19 protein-coding genes are annotated in these 19,519 nt (G+C 59.5%); 8 read left to right on the top strand and 11 right to left on the bottom strand.

Annotation, left to right across the window (positions count from 1 at the left end):
* Window positions 1–14: 14 nt before the first annotated feature.
* Window positions 15–752, bottom strand: a complete 738-nt coding sequence (locus AC07VO_RS09025) for a substrate-binding periplasmic protein (RefSeq protein ID WP_018928760.1) — start codon at window positions 750–752, stop codon at window positions 15–17.
* A 256-nt stretch (window positions 753–1,008) separates the two neighbouring features.
* Here AC07VO_RS09025 and AC07VO_RS09020 point away from each other — a divergent pair, with 256 nt between their 5' ends.
* Window positions 1,009–1,461: a GNAT family N-acetyltransferase gene (locus AC07VO_RS09020; protein ID WP_086944427.1), complete on the top strand. Its 453-nt coding sequence runs from the start codon at window positions 1,009–1,011 to the stop codon at window positions 1,459–1,461.
* A 52-nt stretch (window positions 1,462–1,513) separates the two neighbouring features.
* Here AC07VO_RS09020 and AC07VO_RS09015 read toward each other — a convergent pair whose 3' ends face one another.
* From AC07VO_RS09015 to AC07VO_RS09005, 3 genes are read right to left on the bottom strand one after another with little or no spacing between them, the layout of a single operon-like run.
* Window positions 1,514–1,810 (bottom strand): winged helix-turn-helix domain-containing protein, encoded by a 297-nt coding sequence (locus AC07VO_RS09015; protein WP_007937940.1) that lies wholly within the window; start codon window positions 1,808–1,810, stop codon window positions 1,514–1,516.
* Between the two features lie 31 nt (window positions 1,811–1,841).
* Window positions 1,842–2,333: a M48 metallopeptidase family protein gene (locus AC07VO_RS09010; RefSeq protein WP_007937938.1), complete on the bottom strand. Its 492-nt coding sequence runs from the start codon at window positions 2,331–2,333 to the stop codon at window positions 1,842–1,844.
* A 45-nt stretch (window positions 2,334–2,378) separates the two neighbouring features.
* Entirely contained in the window at window positions 2,379–4,502 is a 2,124-nt protein-coding gene (locus AC07VO_RS09005; RefSeq protein ID WP_018928758.1) for a putative bifunctional diguanylate cyclase/phosphodiesterase, read from the bottom strand.
* Between the two features lie 319 nt (window positions 4,503–4,821).
* Between AC07VO_RS09005 and AC07VO_RS09000 the strand changes: the two genes are divergently transcribed.
* Together AC07VO_RS09000 and AC07VO_RS08995 are read left to right on the top strand one after the other, a co-directional pair.
* Window positions 4,822–5,490 (top strand): polysaccharide lyase family 7 protein, encoded by a 669-nt coding sequence (locus AC07VO_RS09000; RefSeq protein WP_018928757.1) that lies wholly within the window; start codon window positions 4,822–4,824, stop codon window positions 5,488–5,490.
* Window positions 5,491–6,013: 523 nt separating this feature from the next.
* The gene (locus tag AC07VO_RS08995; RefSeq protein WP_086944426.1) at window positions 6,014–6,376 is read left to right on the top strand and encodes a DUF6124 family protein; all 363 of its coding nucleotides are present in this window, start codon (window positions 6,014–6,016) and stop codon (window positions 6,374–6,376) included.
* 95 nt (window positions 6,377–6,471) lie between these two features.
* On the opposite strand, the gene fba is transcribed toward AC07VO_RS08995, so the two are convergent.
* The 6 genes from fba to tkt form a co-directional block, all read right to left on the bottom strand.
* Window positions 6,472–7,536: a class II fructose-bisphosphate aldolase gene (gene fba, locus AC07VO_RS08990; RefSeq protein ID WP_018928755.1), complete on the bottom strand. Its 1,065-nt coding sequence runs from the start codon at window positions 7,534–7,536 to the stop codon at window positions 6,472–6,474.
* Between the two features lie 295 nt (window positions 7,537–7,831).
* Window positions 7,832–8,164, bottom strand: a complete 333-nt coding sequence (locus tag AC07VO_RS08985; protein WP_086944425.1) for an MliC family protein — start codon at window positions 8,162–8,164, stop codon at window positions 7,832–7,834.
* Between the two features lie 57 nt (window positions 8,165–8,221).
* Window positions 8,222–8,443 (bottom strand): hypothetical protein, encoded by a 222-nt coding sequence (locus AC07VO_RS08980; protein ID WP_064620894.1) that lies wholly within the window; start codon window positions 8,441–8,443, stop codon window positions 8,222–8,224.
* A 34-nt stretch (window positions 8,444–8,477) separates the two neighbouring features.
* On the bottom strand, window positions 8,478–9,641 hold the full coding sequence (locus AC07VO_RS08975) for a phosphoglycerate kinase (RefSeq protein WP_086944424.1): 1,164 nt from the start codon (window positions 9,639–9,641) through the stop codon (window positions 8,478–8,480).
* 25 nt (window positions 9,642–9,666) lie between these two features.
* Entirely contained in the window at window positions 9,667–10,740 is a 1,074-nt protein-coding gene (gene epd / locus AC07VO_RS08970; protein WP_086944423.1) for an erythrose-4-phosphate dehydrogenase, read from the bottom strand.
* A 163-nt stretch (window positions 10,741–10,903) separates the two neighbouring features.
* Window positions 10,904–12,901, bottom strand: a complete 1,998-nt coding sequence (tkt, locus tag AC07VO_RS08965; protein WP_086944422.1) for a transketolase — start codon at window positions 12,899–12,901, stop codon at window positions 10,904–10,906.
* Window positions 12,902–13,174: 273 nt separating this feature from the next.
* Between tkt and AC07VO_RS08960 the strand changes: the two genes are divergently transcribed.
* The 4 genes from AC07VO_RS08960 (at window position 13,175) to AC07VO_RS08945 (ending at window position 17,703) form a co-directional block, all read left to right on the top strand.
* Window positions 13,175–14,170, top strand: a complete 996-nt coding sequence (locus AC07VO_RS08960) for an ArsR/SmtB family transcription factor (protein WP_064620901.1) — start codon at window positions 13,175–13,177, stop codon at window positions 14,168–14,170.
* 18 nt (window positions 14,171–14,188) lie between these two features.
* Window positions 14,189–15,379: a methionine adenosyltransferase gene (gene metK / locus AC07VO_RS08955; RefSeq protein WP_007937912.1), complete on the top strand. Its 1,191-nt coding sequence runs from the start codon at window positions 14,189–14,191 to the stop codon at window positions 15,377–15,379.
* Between the two features lie 157 nt (window positions 15,380–15,536).
* Window positions 15,537–17,216 (top strand): NAD-dependent DNA ligase LigB, encoded by a 1,680-nt coding sequence (ligB, locus tag AC07VO_RS08950; protein WP_086944421.1) that lies wholly within the window; start codon window positions 15,537–15,539, stop codon window positions 17,214–17,216.
* Between the two features lie 91 nt (window positions 17,217–17,307).
* On the top strand, window positions 17,308–17,703 hold the full coding sequence (locus AC07VO_RS08945; RefSeq protein WP_018928748.1) for a DUF1090 domain-containing protein: 396 nt from the start codon (window positions 17,308–17,310) through the stop codon (window positions 17,701–17,703).
* A 20-nt stretch (window positions 17,704–17,723) separates the two neighbouring features.
* Here the strand turns inward: AC07VO_RS08945 and AC07VO_RS08940 are convergent, their stop codons facing one another.
* Window positions 17,724–18,173, bottom strand: coding sequence for a c-type cytochrome (locus AC07VO_RS08940; RefSeq protein WP_086944420.1), 450 nt, complete (start codon window positions 18,171–18,173; stop codon window positions 17,724–17,726).
* 128 nt (window positions 18,174–18,301) lie between these two features.
* Here AC07VO_RS08940 and mltA point away from each other — a divergent pair, with 128 nt between their 5' ends.
* Window positions 18,302–19,474, top strand: coding sequence for a murein transglycosylase A (mltA, locus tag AC07VO_RS08935; protein WP_086944419.1), 1,173 nt, complete (start codon window positions 18,302–18,304; stop codon window positions 19,472–19,474).
* Window positions 19,475–19,519: the final 45 nt, after the last annotated feature.

Raw genomic sequence — 19,519 nt, 5'->3', positions numbered from 1 at the left:
GCAGGCCTTTCAGATCACATCCCATGCTGCCTGAGCAACTTCTCATAACTCCCGTCAGCCTTCATCGCCGCAATCTCGCGATCGAAACCGGCGACGATCTGTTCATGCTCCGGGTTCTTCAGGCTCACCAGAATATGCAGACTGTTCTCGCTCAACGGCTTGGGCAGGAACTCCACGGCATTGCGCACTTTGGGTGATTCCCGCGCCAGGTAATACCGGGCGACGAACTCGTCTTCCAAAGTCAGCTTGACCCGATCGGCCGCGACCATGCGCACAGCCATGGCGAAGTTATGCACCGGGACCTTCTGCAACGACACATCCTCATCAAATTCCTGCGAATAGGCATAACCGCGTACCACCGCTATCGGGTAGGTGTGCAGTTGTTGCAGGTTGTTGTATTCGATTGGCGTGTCTTTGCGCTTGAGAAAGCGCACGCGGTTGAGCAGGTACTCGCCGGAAAATTGCCCCAGCTTCGTGCGCTCGTCGGTGTACCAGGTGTTGACCAGTACGTCGTAACGTCCCTCGCCCACCCCAAACAAGGCCCGGGCCCACGGCACTTGTTCGAAATCGCTGGCGTAACCGGCCCGGGCCAGCGCGGTGCTGACGATGTCCGTGGCCACACCGCCATTGACCAGCGTGGCGTCGGTAAAGGGTGGCCAGGCATCGGCGACCAGACGCAGCTTTTCCGCAGCCTCGGCCTGTGTCAGCAACAGCAATCCGATCAAAGCAAACGCTCGATGAAACCGCGGCATGCCAGAAATCCTTAGCGGGCGGGCTGCCCGACGTGTTTTTCAGCCAAAACTCCAAGATTCCTCTACCGGCGAACCCAGGTCCTAACATTAGCTCATTGAGGCCATTGCACAGCGCTTCATCGCAGATTACACAAAGAAGACAACTTCGCGAGAAATGAATGATGGCATTTTGGTCTTTATCACAGATTCCCTGCGATAAAGACATCCCGCCTCAGGGCGCTTAGTATCGGAACAACGTTGTTCAAGGAATGTGAAGATGACAATCGATTGGGTCTGCAAACACCACAGCGATCTGGGTAAAGAGCAGCTGTATGCCATTTTGCAACTGCGCGCCGAAGTGTTTGTCGTCGAGCAGAAATGCGCTTATCAAGACATCGATGGCCAGGACCTGGAAGGTGACACTTGCCATTTGATGGGCTGGGACGGGGATCGGCTGGTGGCCTACCTGCGATTGCTCGACCCGCAATTGCAGGGCGGCGACGTGGTGATTGGCCGGGTGATCATTGCACCCCAGGCACGCGGTGCCGGGCTTGGGCATGAGTTGATGAGCCAGGCGTTGAAACAGGCCGAGAAGCACTGGCCCGAGGTGCCGATCTACCTCTCGGCCCAGGCGCATTTGCAGGGGTACTACGGGCGGTACGGGTTTGTGGTGGTGGGTGAGGAATACCTCGAGGATCAGATTCCGCATATCGGGATGCGCCGTTCCTGAGGCCCCTATGAGCGTTCCCACGCTCTGCGTGGGAATGATCGGGGTCGGGAATTCAGGGGTATTCAAGCACCGCTTTGATCTGCCGCAGATTACGCTCGATCCACCCCCGATCAATCGCCCCCCACTCGCGAATCCGATAGCGCCCCGCGTGGTTACGTGCGCCTTCTTCCTGCTCGAATTCACAAACGATATCCAGATCCGCCAACGCCGCGATGGTGTCCTGAGCCGTGCGTCGGGGCATGCCGGTCACCTCGGTCAATGCAGGGACGTTACTGGCCAGCCCACTGTCGATCAGGTACGCCACGTACAATCGGCGGTAGAAGCTGCTCTTGGTCTTGCTCACGTCCATCCATGCGCTCCCGATTAATTAGCAGATTTGTTCAGTGCATATCCCGCCACGTCAGGTATACCCGCAAATCGAACTCCACCTGGTGATACCCCGGCAACATGTGCTCGCACAGCTTGTAGAACGCCTTGTTGTGATCCGACTCTTTGAAGTGCGCCAGCTCATGCACCACGATCATCTTCAGAAACTGCGGCGCCGCGTCCTTGAACAGCGAGGCGATGCGAATTTCTTTCTTGGCCTTGAGCTTGCCACCCTGCACCCGTGAGATCGCGGTGTGCAGACCGAGCGCGCGGTGGGTCAGGTCCAGACGGTTGTCGAACAACACCTTGTCGATGGCCGGGGCGTTACGCAGGTATTCCTGCTTGAGGTCCAGGGCATAGGCGTACAGCGCCTTGTCGCTCTGCACCCCGTGTTTTTCCGGATAGCGCTGGCTCAGGTAATCGCCCAGCCGACCTTCGGCGATCAGTTGGCGCACCTGGTCCTGCAACGCGGCAGGATAAGCCTGGAGGTATTTCAACACAGTCATTGGAGCGGCAACACGCATCACGAAAAGGTTGCCAGTGTAGCGAATTCAACTCGTCAGCGCGCCCCAGTCGAACGGCTCGACAAAGTGACCGGTATCCTCGGCCATCAACGGCCGCGCCACCAGGAAACCCTGCACATACTGGCAACCGTTGGCTTGCAGCCACTCATATTGCGCCACCGTTTCAACCCCTTCGGCGATCACCAACAGCCCTAACCGGTTGCACAAATCGATGACACTGCGTGCCAGCGCCGCATCCCGTTCGGACCCTGGCAACCGGGCGATCAAATGCCGGTCGAGCTTGAGCGTGTCCAGTTCCAGGTCGCGCAAATGCGCCAGCGAACAAGCCCCGGAGCCGAAGTCATCCAGCGCCACCCGTACCCCCAGATTGCGCAGCAAACGCAGTTGTTTGCGGGTCTCGTCGGGGTTAGACATCAAGGCCTCTTCCGTGACCTCGACTTCCAGCTGCTGCGGCTTCAGGCCATGGCGCTCCAGCACCTGACGCAGCTCGGTGACCAGGTTGGGCAACCCGAATTGGGTGCTGCTCAAGCTGACGCCCAGCACCAGATCTTCGGCAAACAAGGTTTCCCAGGCTTTGCGCTGTTTGGCCCCGCGATGATAAATCCAGCTACCCAGGCGACTGATCAACCGCGCCTCTTCCAGCAACGGCAAAAACAGCCCCGGCGGTACATCGCCGACACTCGGATGCTGCCAGCGCAACAACGCTTCGAACCCGCGGATCTGCCCATCGGCAATCGCCACCTGGGGCTGATACACCAGGTTGAAATCGCGGTTCTCGATGGCCGTGCGCACGCTCTCTTCAAGCATCAGCCGCGAGCGTGCCCGGCCGTTCATTTCGTGATCGTAGAAGCGATATTGCTGACGCCCGGCGCGCTTGGCTTCGTACATGGCAATGTCGGAGGCGCGCATCAGCCCGTCCAGATTAGACCCGCAATCGGGATAAGTGGCGATGCCGATGCTGGCACCCAAGGCGATGTCCATGCCTTCGATCTGCTGACAGATCGACACCCGCTCGATGAGCTTCTCGGCAATCTTTGCCGCCTGCTCGGGGAGCTCAAGATCCAGCAACGCAGTGAACTCATCGCCCCCCATCCGCGCCAGAATATCGAAGGGCCGCAGGCATGCCTTCAACTGCTCGGACACCCAACGCAGCACCCGGTCGCCGGCATCGTGGCCGAGGGAATCATTGACCCGCTTGAAGCCGTCGAGGTCCAGGTACAACAGCACCCAAGTGCTGTCGGAACGTTCGCCGCGCAGCAGCAGGTTTTCAACGGTCTGGTAGAAACCCCGGCGATTGAGCAGCCCGGTCAGCGGGTCGGTCACCGCCTGGAACTCCAACTGCTGATGCAGATGGCGCACCACCGACATGTCCAGCACCGTCACCACCATCGCATGTTGTTCGGCGGGCAAAGGCGCGCAAGACAACGCCACGGGCACTTGCTGGCCGGGCGCGGTACGCAGCAGCGCATCGTGCAAGCGCAGGGTTTCACCGCGTTTGTAACCGGCAAACAACTCGGAATCGGCCCAGATCGGAATGTGCGGTTTTTGCAGGAAATCCAGAAACTCCTTGCCTTGCAGGTCGTTCACCGTGGCATTGAGCAAGCGAGACATCGCCGGGTTGGCGAAGCGAATCAGCCCGTCCTCACTCACCACCAAAATGCCTTCGGCGGCGTTATCCAGCACCGAGGCATTGAAGGCCCGGGCGACTTCCAGATCATGGCTCAACCGCTGCAAGGCACGGCGATTACGCTGGTGCTCGAGCAACGCCTGGACTTTAGGCTTGAGAATTTGCGGATCGAACGGCTTGAACAGGTAATCCACCGCGCCACTGGCGTAGCCCTTGATCACGGCGTCCTGGGACTGTTCGTTGGCGGTAAGAAAAATGATTGGCGTAAGACGGGTTCGCTGGCTGCCGCGCATCAAGCGCGCCACTTCAAAACCGTCCATGCCCGGCATCTGCACATCCAGCAGCACCAGGTCGACATCGTGTTCGAGTAACAGGCCAAGGGCTTCAAAACCGGAAGCCGCGGTCATGACCTGCCAATCCTGGCGCTGTAACAACGCGCGCATGCTGATCAGGTTTTCAGGGTAATCATCAACAATTAACAGGATTGAGTTGCCTTCAGCTGGCTTAGATTGTGCGCATTCCATGCTGCATCTCTTTTTCGGGGCCTCAGGCCGGCCTTTTGTTAAAACCGGTCACCTATTGCGACTTCACTCTAGACCCGGATCCCTTAAAGCAGAAGCCGCTCGTATCCCATCACTTCGGTAAAGTTTCATATAGCCGACTAACGGTCAGCCCTGCAGGCCTTATAAACCGGGAAGGATGGCATTTCGACAGGTTGTTGACGCCAATCATCTGCCAGAAGGGCATTAACAAAGAGGCCTTCTACGCTTATAAAGACCCACCCGAAGGCGCGAGCTAGAGCTTCTGGCACGCACGTGCAGTAAAAAAGTGGAAGCTTGAATTATGATCGATCTCGCAACCTGGAACCTCAGTGTTCCCGTCGGCAGCCCGCCGTACACTGTCGAAACCACCAAGCTGGTGGACGGCTTCAAGGATCAATACTTCCACTCCGACACCGGCACTTTATTTTTCTGGTCCCCGGTCACCGGCTCCAAAACCGAAAACGCGATCTACCCGCGCACCGAACTGCGCGAAACCTACAGCAACGGCACGCTGAAAAACTGGTACTACCCTGACGCGGACAACACCCTGCGTGCCACCCTCTCGGTCAGCCAGGTGCCCAGTTCGGGCAAGATCGTCATTGGTCAGATTCACGCCTATAAGAGCCAGAAGCCCTTGGTGAAGGTCGAGTATCAATACAAAACCTCCACCTCGACCGGCAACATCGTCGCCAAAGTCCGCATGCACCCCGACGACGACACCGCCCGGGTCATCACCATCGCCACCGGCGTGAAACTCAATCAGGAATTCTCCTACCTCATCCACCTCAGCCCGGGCGGTGCATTAGGCATCAGTGCAGCGGGGTACCAATGGGACACCGACATCAGCACGATGTGGCGTGATAAGCCGCTGTATTTCAAGGCCGGGGTTTATGTGCAGGACAACACCGGGTACACCACTGAAGGCGGGGAAGTGACGTTCAGCCATCTGGATATCGATCACAATACGTAATCCCTGAAAGACCGCAGGAATCCACCCTTTGTGGCGAGGGAGCTTGCTCCCGTTGGGCTGCGCAGCAGACCCTCTTTTTGGGGGCCGCTTCGCGGCCCAGCGGGAGCAAGCTCCCTCGCCACAGGTTCTTTATGTCCAACTCCATCTCTTCACTGACCGGCATCAGCCCCCACTTAAACGCCAACGTTTAAAGACACGCAGCGTTACTTCATGAGGCCTACATCGGCTTGCGTCACTGCCTACGGGTACGCCAGAATCCGCCGGCTTGTGCGTCTGGGAGGCCATCGGTAACTTGATTCGTGTCACTGATTCGCAGTGATCGGGTTTAGTAGCCCGTGGTTTCGAGCTTGGTGCACAAGCATCTGTCAGTCAGGGATTTCGATTCCTGCGCTTGATGGTAACTGTGCGCAGGGCACCTTCGGGTGCGCCGGCTTGCTCGAAACCCCGGTCTACTAACCTGCGTACAGTTGCCTCCACTTTGATTAGTAGCCAGAGAGGGGCACTCCAATCAGGTTTCGAGCAAATGACTAAATCAACGCCGCATCCGCCGGTCACAGACCCGGCATCCCCCTACGAATCCCTCGATTCAAAAAAACTCCACGAAGCCGCCGAGCGCGCCCTCGACCACTACCTCAACCCCGCCGCCCAAATCATGGCCACCACCCACGAACCCGAGCCCATGTACCTCGCCAATCCGAAGTACAACACCGAAGCCCTGCTGGCCAACGCCAGCGAAACACTCGGCTCGGCCACCCTCATGCTCAATAATTTCGCCGCGCTGCTGGAAACCTCACATCGCAAGACCCTGCTGGGCATTGCCCAAGTGGTCATGCTCGGTGAACTGGCGGTGAATCTGGCGCTGGATCACGTCGAACCGAAGGAGTAATCGCGGCTCGGTTGGTGCAAGGCGAGCAAACTTTCTTCCAATAAAAAACCCGCCTCTCGGCGGGTTTCTTATTCAACGCAGCTTAACGCTCAGGCTCAGTTAACCTTAGCGTTCAACTCGCCTTTCAGGTAACGCTGGAACATCGCTTCCAACGAAATCGGCTTGATCTTCGAAGCATTACCGGCAGTACCAAACTGCTCATAACGCGCAATACACACGTCACGCATCGCAGTAACAGTCGCGCCGAAGAATTTACGCGGGTCGAACTCGCTCGGGTTGGTGGCCATCAGGCGACGCATCGCACCGGTGGACGCCAAACGCAGGTCGGTGTCGATGTTGACCTTGCGCACGCCGTGCTTGATGCCTTCGACGATTTCTTCAACCGGTACGCCGTAGGTTTCTTTGATGTCGCCGCCGTACTGGTTGATGATCGCCAGCCACTCTTGCGGAACCGAAGACGAACCGTGCATCACCAGGTGGGTGTTCGGGATGCGTTTGTGGATTTCCTTGATGCGGTCGATGGCCAGCACGTCGCCGGTAGGTGGCTTGGTGAACTTGTAGGCGCCGTGGCTGGTGCCGATGGCGATGGCCAGGGCGTCGACCTGGGTCTTCTTGACGAAGTCCGCGGCTTCTTCCGGGTCGGTCAGCATTTGGCTGTGATCCAGAACGCCTTCGGCGCCGATGCCGTCTTCTTCACCAGCCATGCCGGTTTCCAGCGAACCCAGGCAGCCCAGCTCGCCTTCCACCGATACGCCGCAGGCGTGAGCCATGGCCACGGTTTGTTGGGTAACGCGAACGTTGTACTCGTAGTCGGTCGGGGTCTTGCCGTCTTCGCCCAGGGAGCCGTCCATCATGACCGAGCTGAAGCCCAGTTGAATGGAGCGCTGGCAGACGTCAGGGCTGGTGCCGTGGTCCTGGTGCATGCACACCGGGATGTGCGGGAATTCTTCGATGGCCGCCAGGATCAGGTGACGCAGGAACGGGGCGCCTGCGTATTTGCGAGCACCGGCCGAAGCCTGGACGATCACCGGGGAGTCAGTCTTGTCAGCGGCTTCCATGATGGCGCGCATCTGCTCAAGGTTGTTGACGTTGAAGGCTGGAACGCCGTAGCCGAACTCGGCTGCGTGGTCCAGCATCTGGCGCATGCTGATAAGTGCCATTGTGTGTGTCTCTCCCGGTTGAGGGTCGTTAATCGTGCCAGCCTGCCGTAGCGGCGGCGGCTATTCAAGTTATTGCAGATCGGGGGTTGGCCCGGGCTGCGAATTCGGTACAACAAAAACCTGTGCGTAACGAAGAACCTGTGGCGAGCGAGCTTGCTCGCGTTCGGCTGCGAAGCAGTCGTAAACCCGTCGACTCGGTCCTTCTGAAACACCAAATCGACTGGCTTTGGGACCGCTTCGCGCTCCAGCGGGAGCAAGCTCCCTCGCCACAACAATAGTCCTGCGATCGGCGTTGTTACTGCGCTTTACAACCGCGGCCAATCAAATCATTGGTGGCGACCCAGTACACCAGGCCTTCCTCACCCTTTATGTGAAACGCCAGCATGTCGTTGCTGTACAGCGAGCCTTCGGCGCCCGGTTCAAGCTTCAGGCGGTAGACCTGATCGGCGCCGCCCAAACGAACATCGACTGCCTTGCGGCTCACATCAGTGTAGCGCCAGAGCACTTTGGCCTGGCTGTCGCAGGTCCAGGTGGTCCAGTTGCCCGTTGATTCGGCAGGCTTGAACAGTTCGAAATTCGAACAACCTGCCAGCAATGCCACTGCCGCAACGGCAATAAAGCGTTTCATCCGTGTTCCTCGACTGACAGCACACGCCGCCAGCCCTGAGTTAAAGAGTCAGACCCGTCAAGGGCAGCCATGTTCCTTGGTCGGGGTCTGTGTCTCGTATTTGTCCAGGCCATCGGGCCCGGACCGCTTGTTGATCACCGGGTTGGTTTCCGCTTGCCAGTCAGCCTGGTAGCAGCCTTTATCCGACGCGGATGGCGCGGGCTCCGGCGTGGCTTTCGGGTTACTCCCGCAAGCCGCCAGCATACCCGCGGCGATCAACAGCATTAATGTCCTGACCATCTGAACACTCCTTTGCCTGGTCAAATGAGCGGCCTCAGGCCTTGGCCCGGCTTTCCAGGACTTCAACGGCCGGCAGCACTTTGCCTTCGACGAATTCGAGGAACGCGCCGCCGCCGGTAGAAATGTAGGAGATTTGCTCGGCAACGCCATACTTATCGATGGCCGCCAGGGTGTCGCCACCGCCGGCAATGGAGAACGCCGTGCTTTCCGCGATGGCCTGGGCCAGCACTTTGGTGCCGTTACCGAACTGGTCGAATTCGAACACGCCCACCGGGCCGTTCCACAGGATGGTCTTGGACGACTTCAGCAGCTCGGCGAAATTCGCCGCGGTCTGTGGACCGATGTCCAGGATCATGTCGTCTGCAGCCACGTCGGCGATCAGCTTGACAGTCGCGGTCGCGCTTTCAGCGAATTCCTTGGCGACCACCACGTCCACTGGCAATGGCACGCTGACTTTCGCCGCAATTTCACGGGCAGTGTCCAGCAGGTCCGGCTCGTACAGCGATTTGCCAACCGGGTGACCGGCAGCGGCCAGGAAGGTGTTGGCGATGCCGCCACCAACGATCAGCTGGTTGCAGATCTGGCTCAGGCTGTTGAGTACGTCGAGTTTGGTCGACACTTTGGAGCCGGCAACAATGGCGGCCATTGGCTGGGCCGGGGAGCCCAGGGCCTTGCCCAGTGCGTCCAGTTCGGCGGCGAGCAACGGGCCAGCAGCGGCGACTTTGGCGAATTTGGCCACGCCATGGGTCGAGCCCTCGGCACGGTGAGCGGTGCCGAAAGCGTCCATTACGAACACGTCGCACAGGGCGGCGTATTGCTTGGCCAGTTCGTCGGCGTTCTTTTTCTCGCCCTTGTTGAAGCGCACGTTTTCGAACAACACGATGTCGCCGGCTTTCACGTCGACGCCGCCCAGGTAATCGGACACCAGCGGCACTTCACGGCCCAGGGCCTTGCTCAGGTAGTCAGCCACTGGCTTGAGGCTGTTCTCGGCCGAGAACTCGCCTTCGGTCGGACGGCCAAGGTGCGAGCAGACCATCACTGCCGCGCCTTTTTCCAGGGCCAGCTTGATGGTCGGCAGCGAAGCCAGGATACGCGCATCGCTGGTGACAACACCGTCCTTGACTGGGACGTTGAGGTCTTCGCGGATCAGTACGCGCTTACCTTGCAGATCGAGGTCGGTCATCTTCAACACGGTCATGGGTCGCAATTCCTGGATAGCTGTTTTAGAGAGCAGGTTTTTGAAAGACAGATTGTGGAGTAGCAACTGCTTGTAAATAGTGTTCTGCAACGTCCAGCATTCGATTGGCAAAACCCCATTCGTTGTCGAACCAGGCCAGGATGTTCACCAGCCGTGGGCCGGAAACGCGGGTCTGACTGGCATCGACAATGGCCGAATGGGGGTCATGATTGAAATCACAACTGGCGTGAGGCAACTCGGTGTAGGCCAGAAGGCCTTTGAGCGGGCCATGGGTGGCGGCCTCGCGCAGAATCCGGTTGACCTCGGTGGCGTCGGTATCGCTTACGGTCTGCATCGTAATATCGAGGCAGGACACGTTAACCGTCGGCACCCGCACGGCTTTGGCCTGAATTCGCCCGGCAAGTTCCGGCAGCAAGCGTTCAATGCCTCGCGCCAGACCAGTGGACACCGGAATCACCGACTGGAACGCCGAACGGGTGCGGCGCAGGTCTTCGTGGTGATAGGCGTCGATCACCGGCTGATCGTTCATCGCCGAGTGGATGGTGGTGATCGACACGTATTCCAGACCAATGGCCTGATCCAGCAGGCGCAACAGCGGCACGCCGCAGTTGGTGGTGCAGGACGCGTTGGACACCAGCAGCTCGTCACCGGTCAGGCAATCCTGGTTCACGCCGTAGACGATGGTGGCGTCGACATCCGCCTCGCTGGCCATCGGCTGGGAAAACAGCACCCGTGGCGCACCGGCGTCGAGAAAACGCTGGCCATCCTGACGGGTGTGATAAGCGCCGGAGCACTCCAGCACCAGATCGACGCCCAACGACGCCCAATCGATGCCTTCGGGGGTGGCACTGCGCAGGACCTTCACGCAGTCGCCCTTAATATGCAGACAATCGCCCTCAACCCTCACTTCACCGGGAAACCGCCCGTGAGTGGAGTCGAAGCGTGTCAGGTATTCGATGCTGGCCATGTCGGCCAGATCGTTGATCGCGACAATTTCAAACCCAGCCGTCGAGCCTCGCTCAAACAACGCACGCAAGACACAACGACCAATCCGGCCGTAGCCGTTGAGTGCAACTTTGTAAGGACGCGGTTGAGGCATGGGGTTCTCGATAGTCGCGGCAGACGAATTCTTGCTAACAACACAAATCCCTGTAGGAGCTGTCGAGTGAAACGAGGCTGCGATCTTTTAAGATCAAAAGATCGCAGCCTGCGGCAGCTCCTACACAGGGAACGCGGTGGCCATAAAACCACCGCGGCGTGCCTTAGTCTTCCAGCAGCTCTTCAGCCTGACCCAGGATGTTTTCCAGGGTGAAGCCGAACTCTTCGAACAAGGCCGGCGCAGGCGCCGACTCGCCGTAGGTGGTCATGCCGATCACGCGACCTTCCAGGCCCACGTACTTGTACCAGTAGTCCGCGTGGGCGGCTTCGATGGCAATACGCGCGCTGACCTGCAATGGCAGAACCGATTGCTTGTAGCCGGCGTCCTGGGCTTCGAAGACGCTGGTGCATGGCATCGACACCACACGAACCTTGCGGCCTTGCTCAGTCAGTTTGTCGAAGGCTTGAACGGCCAGGCCGACTTCCGAACCGGTGGCGATCAGGATCAGCTCAGGCTCGCCTGCGCAGTCCTTCAACACGTAACCGCCACGGGCGATCTCTTCGATCTGGATCGCGTTGCGGGTTTGGTGTTGCAGGTTCTGACGGGAGAAGATCAGTGCCGAAGGACCGTCGTCACGCTCCAGGGCGAACTTCCAGGCCACCGCCGATTCAACGGCATCGGCCGGACGCCAGGTGTCGAGGTTCGGCGTGCAGCGCAGGCTGGCCAGTTGCTCGATCGGCTGGTGAGTCGGGCCGTCTTCGCCCAGACCGATAGAGTCGTGGGTGAACACGTAGACGATGCGTTTTTTCATCAGCGCCGACATGCGCACTGCGTTGCGGGCGTATTCCATGAACATCAGGAAGGTCGCGCCGTAAGGCACCAGGCCGCCGTGCAGGGCCACGCCGTTCATGATCGCGCTCATGCCGAACTCGCGAACGCCGTAGTACATGTAGTTGCCGCTGGCGTCTTCGGCGGTGACGCCTTTGCAACCTTTCCACAGGGTCAGGTTGGAGCCGGCCAGGTCAGCCGAACCACCGAGCAGTTCAGGCAGCAGCGGGCCGAAGGCGTTCAGGGCGTTCTGGCTGGCTTTACGGCTGGCGATGGATTCGCCTTTGGCCGCGACTTCAGCGATGTAGGCCTGGGCCTTCTCGGCGAAATCCTCCGGCAGGTCACCACTCAGGCGACGAACCAGTTCATTGGCCAGCTCAGGGAATTCAGCAGAGTAAGCAGCGAAACGCTGGTCCCACTCGGCTTCGGCAGCGCGACCGGCTTCCTTGGCGTCCCACTCGGCATAGATATCAGCCGGAATTTCGAACGGGCCGTGGTTCCACTTCAGCGCTTCACGGGTCAGGGCGATTTCCGCGTCACCCAACGGGGCGCCGTGGCAATCTTCCTTGCCTTGCTTGTTCGGCGAGCCGAAGCCGATGGTGGTCTTGCAGCAGATCAGCGTCGGTTGTGCGCTTTTGCGCGCGGTTTCGATCGCGATCTTGATTTCTTCCGGATCGTGACCGTCGACATTGCGGATCACTTGCCAGTTGTAGGATTCGAAACGCTTCGGCGTGTCGTCGGTGAACCAGCCTTCGACTTCACCGTCGATGGAGATGCCATTGTCATCGTAGAAGGCGATCAGTTTGCCCAGGCCCAGCGTACCGGCCAGGGAACTGACTTCGTGGGAAATGCCTTCCATCATGCAGCCATCACCCAGGAATACGTAGGTGTGGTGATCGACGACGTTATGGCCAGGACGATTGAACTGCGCCGCCAGGACTTTTTCCGCCAGGGCGAAACCGACTGCGTTGGCCAGGCCTTGGCCCAGTGGACCGGTGGTGGTTTCAACGCCCGGGGTGTAGCCATATTCCGGGTGACCCGGGGTACGGCTGTGCAGCTGGCGGAAGTTTTTCAGGTCATCGATCGACAGGTCGTAGCCGGTCAGGTGCAGCAGCGAGTAGATCAACATCGAGCCGTGACCGTTGGACAGCACGAAGCGGTCACGGTCGGCGAACGATGGATTGCTCGGGTTGTGCTTCAGGTAGTCACGCCAAAGTACTTCGGCGATATCCGCCATACCCATAGGGGCACCGGGATGGCCGCTGTTGGCTTTTTGCACGGCATCCATGCTGAGGGCACGAATGGCGTTGGCGCGCTCACGACGGCTGGGCATCGCTGATCTCCTGCGGATATTGAATCGAGAGTGAATAAAACGAAACGGAAAAAAGGCGAGCATTTTCCCTCACCGACCCGCCTCGGGGCAATGACAGATAGTCATCCGAAGGCGTTTTTCCAATGGATAACGGCGTATTCGACTGATGAAACCTTTCCGCTGTTGGTTTGTGGACTGAAACTAACGTTAAGAAGTGCCATCTATCGACCAATATCAAAACTTTTTGATATTGCTCTTGCGGTGTTTTCTTACCGTCACTAGACTGCTGGCCTTATGAATCTGCGCGTGCCTTCCATTCAACATGACGATTGCGATGAGCTGGCGGCCCTGTGCAAGGCCGGCGGCGATCCTCTGCGGCTGAATGTATTGCGCGCGCTGGCCAACGATTCGTTCGGCGTACTGGAACTAGCGCAGATCTTCGGCATCGGTCAGTCCGGCATGAGTCATCACCTCAAGGTATTGGCCCAGGCCGAACTGGTGGCGACCCGCCGTGAAGGCAATGCGATTTTCTACCGTCGTGCCCTGCCCCACACCGATCTGCTGGGCGGCAAGCTGCATGCCGCGCTGCTCGAAGAAGTGGATAACCTGACCCTGCCGACTGACGTCCAGGCGCGGATCGGTCAGGTCCACGGGCAACGTGAGGCGGCCAGCCAGGACTTTTTCTCGCGGGTCGCGGAGAAGTTTCGCGCCCAGCAAGACTTGATCGCCGGCCTGCCGCAATACCGCGAAAGCGTGGTGGCCCTGCTCGACAAGCTGAGTTTCGGCCCCGGCGCCACGGCCATCGAAGTAGGCCCCGGCGATGGTGCCTTTCTGCCGGAGCTGGCGCGTCGCTTCACTCAGGTCACGGCGCTGGACAACAGCCCGGCGATGCTCGAACTGGCCCGCCAGGTCTGCGAACGTGAAACGCTGGCTAACGTCAGCCTGCAATTGGCCGATGCATTGAACGGTGTAAACCTTCAGGCCGACTGCGTTGTATTGAACATGGTGCTGCACCATTTTGCCGCGCCGGCCGAAGCGCTCAAGCACATGGCCGGTTTGCTGCAACCAGGCGGTAGCCTGTTAGTGACAGAGTTATGTAGCCACAACCAGAGTTGGGCCAGGGAGGCCTGCGGTGATCTCTGGTTGGGGTTTGAACAGGACGATCTGGCCCGTTGGGCCACCGCTGCGGGACTCGTTCCCGGGGAAAGCCTCTATGTAGGCTTACGTAATGGTTTCCAGATACAGGTCCGCCATTTTCAGCGACCGGCTGGCGACACTCACCATCGGTAAATTCAGGAAAAAATCGAGATGAGCGAATACTCCCTCTTCACCTCCGAGTCCGTGTCTGAAGGGCATCCGGACAAAATCGCCGACCAGATTTCCGATGCGGTGCTGGACGCCATCATTGCTGAAGACAAGTTCGCCCGCGTGGCGTGCGAGACTCTGGTGAAAACCGGCGTGGCAATCATCGCAGGTGAAGTCACCACGTCGGCCTGGGTCGATCTGGAAGACATCGTCCGTAACGTGATTCTCGACATCGGCTACAACAGCTCCAATGTCGGCTTCGACGGCGCGACCTGCGGCGTGATGAACATCATCGGCAAGCAGTCCCCCGACATCAACCAGGGTGTTGACCGTGCCAAGCCTGAAGACCAGGGCGCCGGCGACCAGGGCCTGATGTTCGGCTATGCCAGCAACGAAACCGACGTGCTGATGCCAGCACCGATCACCTTCTCGCACCAACTGGTTCAGCGCCAGGCCGAAGCCCGCAAGTCCGGCCTGCTGCCTTGGTTGCGTCCAGACGCCAAGTCGCAAGTGACCTGCCGCTACGAAAACGGCAAGGTTGTCGGTATCGACGCCGTTGTACTGTCGACCCAGCACAACCCGGAAGTGTCCTACAAAGACCTGCGCGAAGGCGTGATGGAACTGATCGTCAAGCACGTGCTGCCTGCCGAACTGCTGTCCAAGGACACCCAGTTCCACATCAACCCGACTGGCCAGTTCATCATTGGCGGCCCGGTGGGCGACTGCGGCCTGACCGGTCGCAAGATCATCGTTGACAGCTACGGCGGCATGGCCCGTCACGGCGGCGGCGCGTTCTCCGGTAAAGATCCATCGAAGGTTGACCGTTCGGCGGCCTACGCCGGTCGTTATGTGGCCAAGAACATCGTGGCTGCCGGCCTGGCCGAGCGTTGCGAGATTCAGGTTTCCTACGCAATCGGCGTCGCTCAACCAACTTCGATTTCGTTGAACACCTTCGGCACCGGCAAGATCAGCGACGACAAGATCGTCAAACTGGTCCGCGAAGTGTTCGACCTGCGTCCATACGCGATCACCACCATGCTCGACCTGCTGCACCCGATGTACCAGGACACCGCGGCGTACGGCCACTTCGGTCGCACCCCGGAAACCAAAACCGTGGGCGACGATACGTTCACCACGTTCACCTGGGAAAAAACCGACCGCGCCGACGCTCTGCGTTCTGCTGCCGGCCTGTAAGACTTCTCCGGTTGTACAAAAAGCCCCGCACGGTTCGCCGTGCGGGGCTTTTTCATGAAGAAGATCCCACCTCGAAACACGCAGAATTACACCTCTGCACTCCACACTCGAAACCTGACTAGCCTTGAAAGCATCCCAACGAGCAAGGACGCTCTCGATGCTGCCCAACCTGCGCCTGTTTTTCGGTTTCCTGCTGACCCTCACCTGCCTGACCGCCAATGCCGCCGACTGCCCCGATTGGCCGCCGGCCCGCGCTCTGGACGAAATCAACGCACTGCAAAAGCGAATCGACCTCTGGGACGACAGCTATCATCGCGAAGGACGCTCTTTGGTCGCCGATGAACTCTATGATCAATCCCGCATACGACTAAGCGAATGGCGCGAGTGTTTTGACTCAGGCCCTTCAGCCGAACCGTTGCGCACTGCCCGTGGCACGATTGCTCACCCCATCGCCCACACCGGCCTGGAAAAACTGCGCGATGGGCGCGCCGTCGAAGCCTGGCTGAAAAATCGGGATGAGGTCTGGATTCAACCCAAGGTCGACGGTGTGGCTGTGACGTTGATCTATCGCAACGGCTGGCTGCACCAGGCGATCAGTCGTGGTGACGGGATAACCGGCCACGACTGGACTGCCTCAGCGCGCCAGATCGCCGCCATCCCTCAAAAACTTCCACAACCGCTCGACCTGCTGTTGCAAGGCGAACTCTATTGGCGCCTGACCGAACACGTGCAAGCCGAGGCCGGCAGCCTCAATGCCCGCGCCACGGTGGCCGGGTTAATGGCACGCAAGACGCTGAACCCCGAGCAAGCCGCCGGTATCGGCGTGTTCGTCTGGGACTGGCCACAAGGCCCGAAAAGCCTGCCCGCCCGCGTGGCGGCTCTGGATGAGCTGGGATTCCCGAGCACCGCGCCCTACAGCCAGCCGATCGAGGCCTTCGCCGACGCCGAACGCTGGCGCGATTACTGGTATCGCTCGCCCCTGCCCTTTGCCAGCGACGGCGTCGTTTTACGACAGAACCAGCGCCCACCCGCCGAGCGCTGGCAGGCGAAAACGCCTTTCTGGAGTGTCGCCTGGAAGTACCCCTTCGCCCAGGCGTTGGCCGAGGTGCGCAAGGTCCACTTCAAGATTGGACGGACCGGCCGGATCACACCGGTGCTGGATCTGGCACCGGTGATGCTCGATGACCGGCAGATCAAGCGTGTCAGCGTCAGCTCCCTGCAGCGCTGGGAAGCGCTGGACATTCGTCCCGGCGATCAGGTCGCCATCAGCCTGGCCGGGCTGACCATCCCCAGGCTCGACGGTGTGGTATTGCGCAGCACCGAACGTCCTGAATTGAACGCACCGCTGGCAGCAGATTTTCATCCGTTGAGTTGCTGGCAGCCGACACCCGGATGCGAAAGCCAGTTTCTCGCACGGCTGGCCTGGCTCAGCGGCAAACAGGGGCTGGCCTTGCCGCATGTCGGGCCGGGCACCTGGGAGAAACTGCTCAAGGCCGAACGTCTCGACAACCTGCTCGATTGGTTGACCCTCGATGAGCAAGAGCTTGCTAACATTGACGGCTTCGGCGAACGCAGCAGTGCTCGTCTTTTGAACAGTTTCAACAGCGCCCGGCAACGACCGTTCGCTCGCTGGCTCAAAGCCCTGGGCTTGCCGCCGACCGGCCAGGCACATCTCGCCGATTCATGGCAGGTGCTGGCGCAACGAAACACCGAACAATGGCAGGCCGAAACCGGCATCGGCCCGGGACGCGCGGCGCAACTGAGCGCATTTTTCCGCGACCCGCAGGTCCTGGCCTTGAGCGAGACATTACGTGTTGCCGGGATTGACGGTTTTTAGCAGCCGGCGACGCCCGTCAGCCTGGGAACCCATAGGTACCGATGCGCTCAAACAGCCCATCGCTACATCGATTTTTTCACCTGGAGCCTTTATGAAACTTCTTTCACCGCTCGCCTTGTTGACCCTGTGCAGCGTGATGGCCGCTCCATTAATGGCCGACGAAGACGCCCCGGGCCTGACCGGCTGCGCCGCCAAAAAACAAGGCATCATCAACCAGATCGAACTGGCCAAATCTCACGGCAACGCCGATCAACAGGCAGGCCTGGAAACCGCCCTGAGCGAGGTCACCGCCCATTGCACCGACGCTTCCTTGAAGAAGGAACGGGAAAACAAGGTGCTCGACGCCAAGCACGAAGTCAGCCGGCGTCAGGCCGACCTCGACAAGGCGATGAAAAAAGGCGACGCCGAGAAGATCAACAAACGCAAAGACAAACTGGCTCAATCGCGCAAGGATTTACAGGACGCGCTCGACGAGCTGGATAAGTAATCCGGTTTGAACACGCCACCTCAATGATCCCGAAACTCTTTATGGCAGGCACTACAGGCGTCTTCGACTTTCTGCACCGCCGGCCCCAGGTTGCTGGCCTTGTAGGGTTGAACCTGGCTGGCGATCACCAGTTCACCGGTGGCGCCTTCAAGGGTGCGGGCCATTTCCTGGAAGCGTGCCTGCTTCTGCCAGACATCGTCCTTGGCGCTGGTGTGATCTGCTTCGCGCACCTGCGGGAAATGTTTCCACGGCTCATGGGACAACGCGTCGAGCTTCACGGCACCGTCGGCGAATTTCGGGCCATCGAACGGAATACGCCCACGCAACATGCCACCCAGGTCTTCGCCGGTCTTGAGCATTTGCTTGAAGATCGCCTTGCGCTGGCCCAGAGGCGAGTTCGGGTCGACACCGCCGCAGGCGGACAAGGTCAGGCAGGCCAGCAATACAACAGAGAGTCTTTTAAGAGTCATGGTGGCTTCAGATCACTGGAAACGGCAGCCAGTATCCTCGCGTCACCGGCAAAGACCAATAGCCCTATTATCAATACGGGTTGTTTGAGCGCATGGAGCACTCAGGCAACCGGCAAAGGAATTACTCCATGAACAGCCGTTTCAAGGCGTGGCGTCACAACCTGGCCTGGACCCTTCCGATGGTGGCCATACTTGCTGGCTGCACCGGTGGCGACAGTAGCAAACCGAAAACCCACGCACTGGCGACCTACTCCAGCGCTACCTGGGAAGCCCTTCCAGCGGTGTCCGACAATGACCTCGTCGCCGGTTTTGGCTCGTGGCGCAGCGCCTGCACCCGACTCAAGGCCGACCCGGTCTGGGGTGGCACCTGCGCCGCTTCCGCCAATGTTCAGCCAACCGCCAGCGAAATCCGCGGCTTCCTCAAGCAAAACCTCGATGTTTACGGCTTGCGCGCCGCCAATGACAACCCCAACGGCCTGATCACCGGTTACTACGAACCGGTGTATCCCGGCAGCCTGACCCAGACCGAGCAAGCGAACATCCCGGTGTACGGCGTGCCCGAGGACATGATCATCGTCTCGCTGGACAGCATTTACCCGGAACTCAAAGGCAAACGCCTGCGCGGACGACTCGAAGGTCGCGTGCTCAAGCCTTATGACGATGCGGCAACCATTGAAACCAATGGCGTGAAGGCGCCAGTGATTGCCTGGCTGACCGACCCGATGAACCTGCAGTTCCTGCAAATCCAGGGTTCGGGGCGCATCCAGCTCGATGATGGCCGTCAATTGCGCATTGGTTATGCCGACCAGAACGGCCACCCCTATCGACCTATCGGCCGCTGGCTGGTGGATCAGGGCGAGCTGAAGAAAGAAGAGGTAACCATGAGCGCCATCGATAACTGGGCCAAGGCCAATCCGACGCGCATTCCCGAACTGCTCGGCAGCAACCCCAGCTACGTGTTCTTCAATCGCAACCCGGACAGCAACGAAGGGCCGCGCGGTTCGCTGAATGTGCCATTGACCGCAGGTTATAGCGCGGCAGTGGATCGCAAGGTGATTCCGCTCGGTAGCCTGTTGTGGTTATCGACGACGCGACCGGACGGCAGCGCACTGGTGCGTCCGGTGGCCGCTCAAGATACCGGCGGCGCGATTGCCGGCGAGGTCCGCGCAGACCTGTTCTGGGGCACGGGCGAAGCCGCCGGGCAATTGGCCGGCGACATGAAACAGCAGGGGCAGATCTGGATGCTCTGGCCTAAAGGGGCGGCGTTGCCTCAGGTGCCGCAGGTGGCTGACAAACTTTAGAAGCAAAAGATCGCAGGCTGCGCCAGCTTCAACATCGAGAGCGTT

The organism is Pseudomonas sp. GW821-FHT03E01 (assembly GCF_059420765.1).
This window is presented reverse-complemented; position numbering and strand designations above follow the sequence as displayed.

Bases quoted from the DNA above. Each gene is read 5' to 3' on its own strand.
- AC07VO_RS09020 (WP_086944427.1), top strand. From the start codon at position 1,009: ATGACAATCGATTGGGTCTGCAAACACCACAGCGATCTGGGTAAAGAG.
- AC07VO_RS08945 (WP_018928748.1), top strand. From the start codon at position 17,308: ATGAAACTTCTTTCACCGCTCGCCTTGTTGACCCTGTGCAGCGTGATG.
- AC07VO_RS08980 (WP_064620894.1), bottom strand. From the start codon at position 8,443: ATGGTCAGGACATTAATGCTGTTGATCGCCGCGGGTATGCTGGCGGCT.
- epd (WP_086944423.1), bottom strand. From the start codon at position 10,740: ATGCCTCAACCGCGTCCTTACAAAGTTGCACTCAACGGCTACGGCCGG.
- AC07VO_RS09000 (WP_018928757.1), top strand. From the start codon at position 4,822: ATGATCGATCTCGCAACCTGGAACCTCAGTGTTCCCGTCGGCAGCCCG.
- metK (WP_007937912.1), top strand. From the start codon at position 14,189: ATGAGCGAATACTCCCTCTTCACCTCCGAGTCCGTGTCTGAAGGGCAT.
- AC07VO_RS09025 (WP_018928760.1), bottom strand. From the start codon at position 752: ATGCCGCGGTTTCATCGAGCGTTTGCTTTGATCGGATTGCTGTTGCTG.
- AC07VO_RS08940 (WP_086944420.1), bottom strand. From the start codon at position 18,173: ATGACTCTTAAAAGACTCTCTGTTGTATTGCTGGCCTGCCTGACCTTG.
- AC07VO_RS08960 (WP_064620901.1), top strand. From the start codon at position 13,175: ATGAATCTGCGCGTGCCTTCCATTCAACATGACGATTGCGATGAGCTG.
- ligB (WP_086944421.1), top strand. From the start codon at position 15,537: ATGCTGCCCAACCTGCGCCTGTTTTTCGGTTTCCTGCTGACCCTCACC.
- AC07VO_RS08975 (WP_086944424.1), bottom strand. From the start codon at position 9,641: ATGACCGTGTTGAAGATGACCGACCTCGATCTGCAAGGTAAGCGCGTA.
- AC07VO_RS08985 (WP_086944425.1), bottom strand. From the start codon at position 8,164: ATGAAACGCTTTATTGCCGTTGCGGCAGTGGCATTGCTGGCAGGTTGT.
- AC07VO_RS08995 (WP_086944426.1), top strand. From the start codon at position 6,014: ATGACTAAATCAACGCCGCATCCGCCGGTCACAGACCCGGCATCCCCC.
- mltA (WP_086944419.1), top strand. From the start codon at position 18,302: ATGAACAGCCGTTTCAAGGCGTGGCGTCACAACCTGGCCTGGACCCTT.
- fba (WP_018928755.1), bottom strand. From the start codon at position 7,536: ATGGCACTTATCAGCATGCGCCAGATGCTGGACCACGCAGCCGAGTTC.
- tkt (WP_086944422.1), bottom strand. From the start codon at position 12,901: ATGCCCAGCCGTCGTGAGCGCGCCAACGCCATTCGTGCCCTCAGCATG.
- AC07VO_RS09015 (WP_007937940.1), bottom strand. From the start codon at position 1,810: ATGGACGTGAGCAAGACCAAGAGCAGCTTCTACCGCCGATTGTACGTG.
- AC07VO_RS09005 (WP_018928758.1), bottom strand. From the start codon at position 4,502: ATGGAATGCGCACAATCTAAGCCAGCTGAAGGCAACTCAATCCTGTTA.
- AC07VO_RS09010 (WP_007937938.1), bottom strand. From the start codon at position 2,333: ATGACTGTGTTGAAATACCTCCAGGCTTATCCTGCCGCGTTGCAGGAC.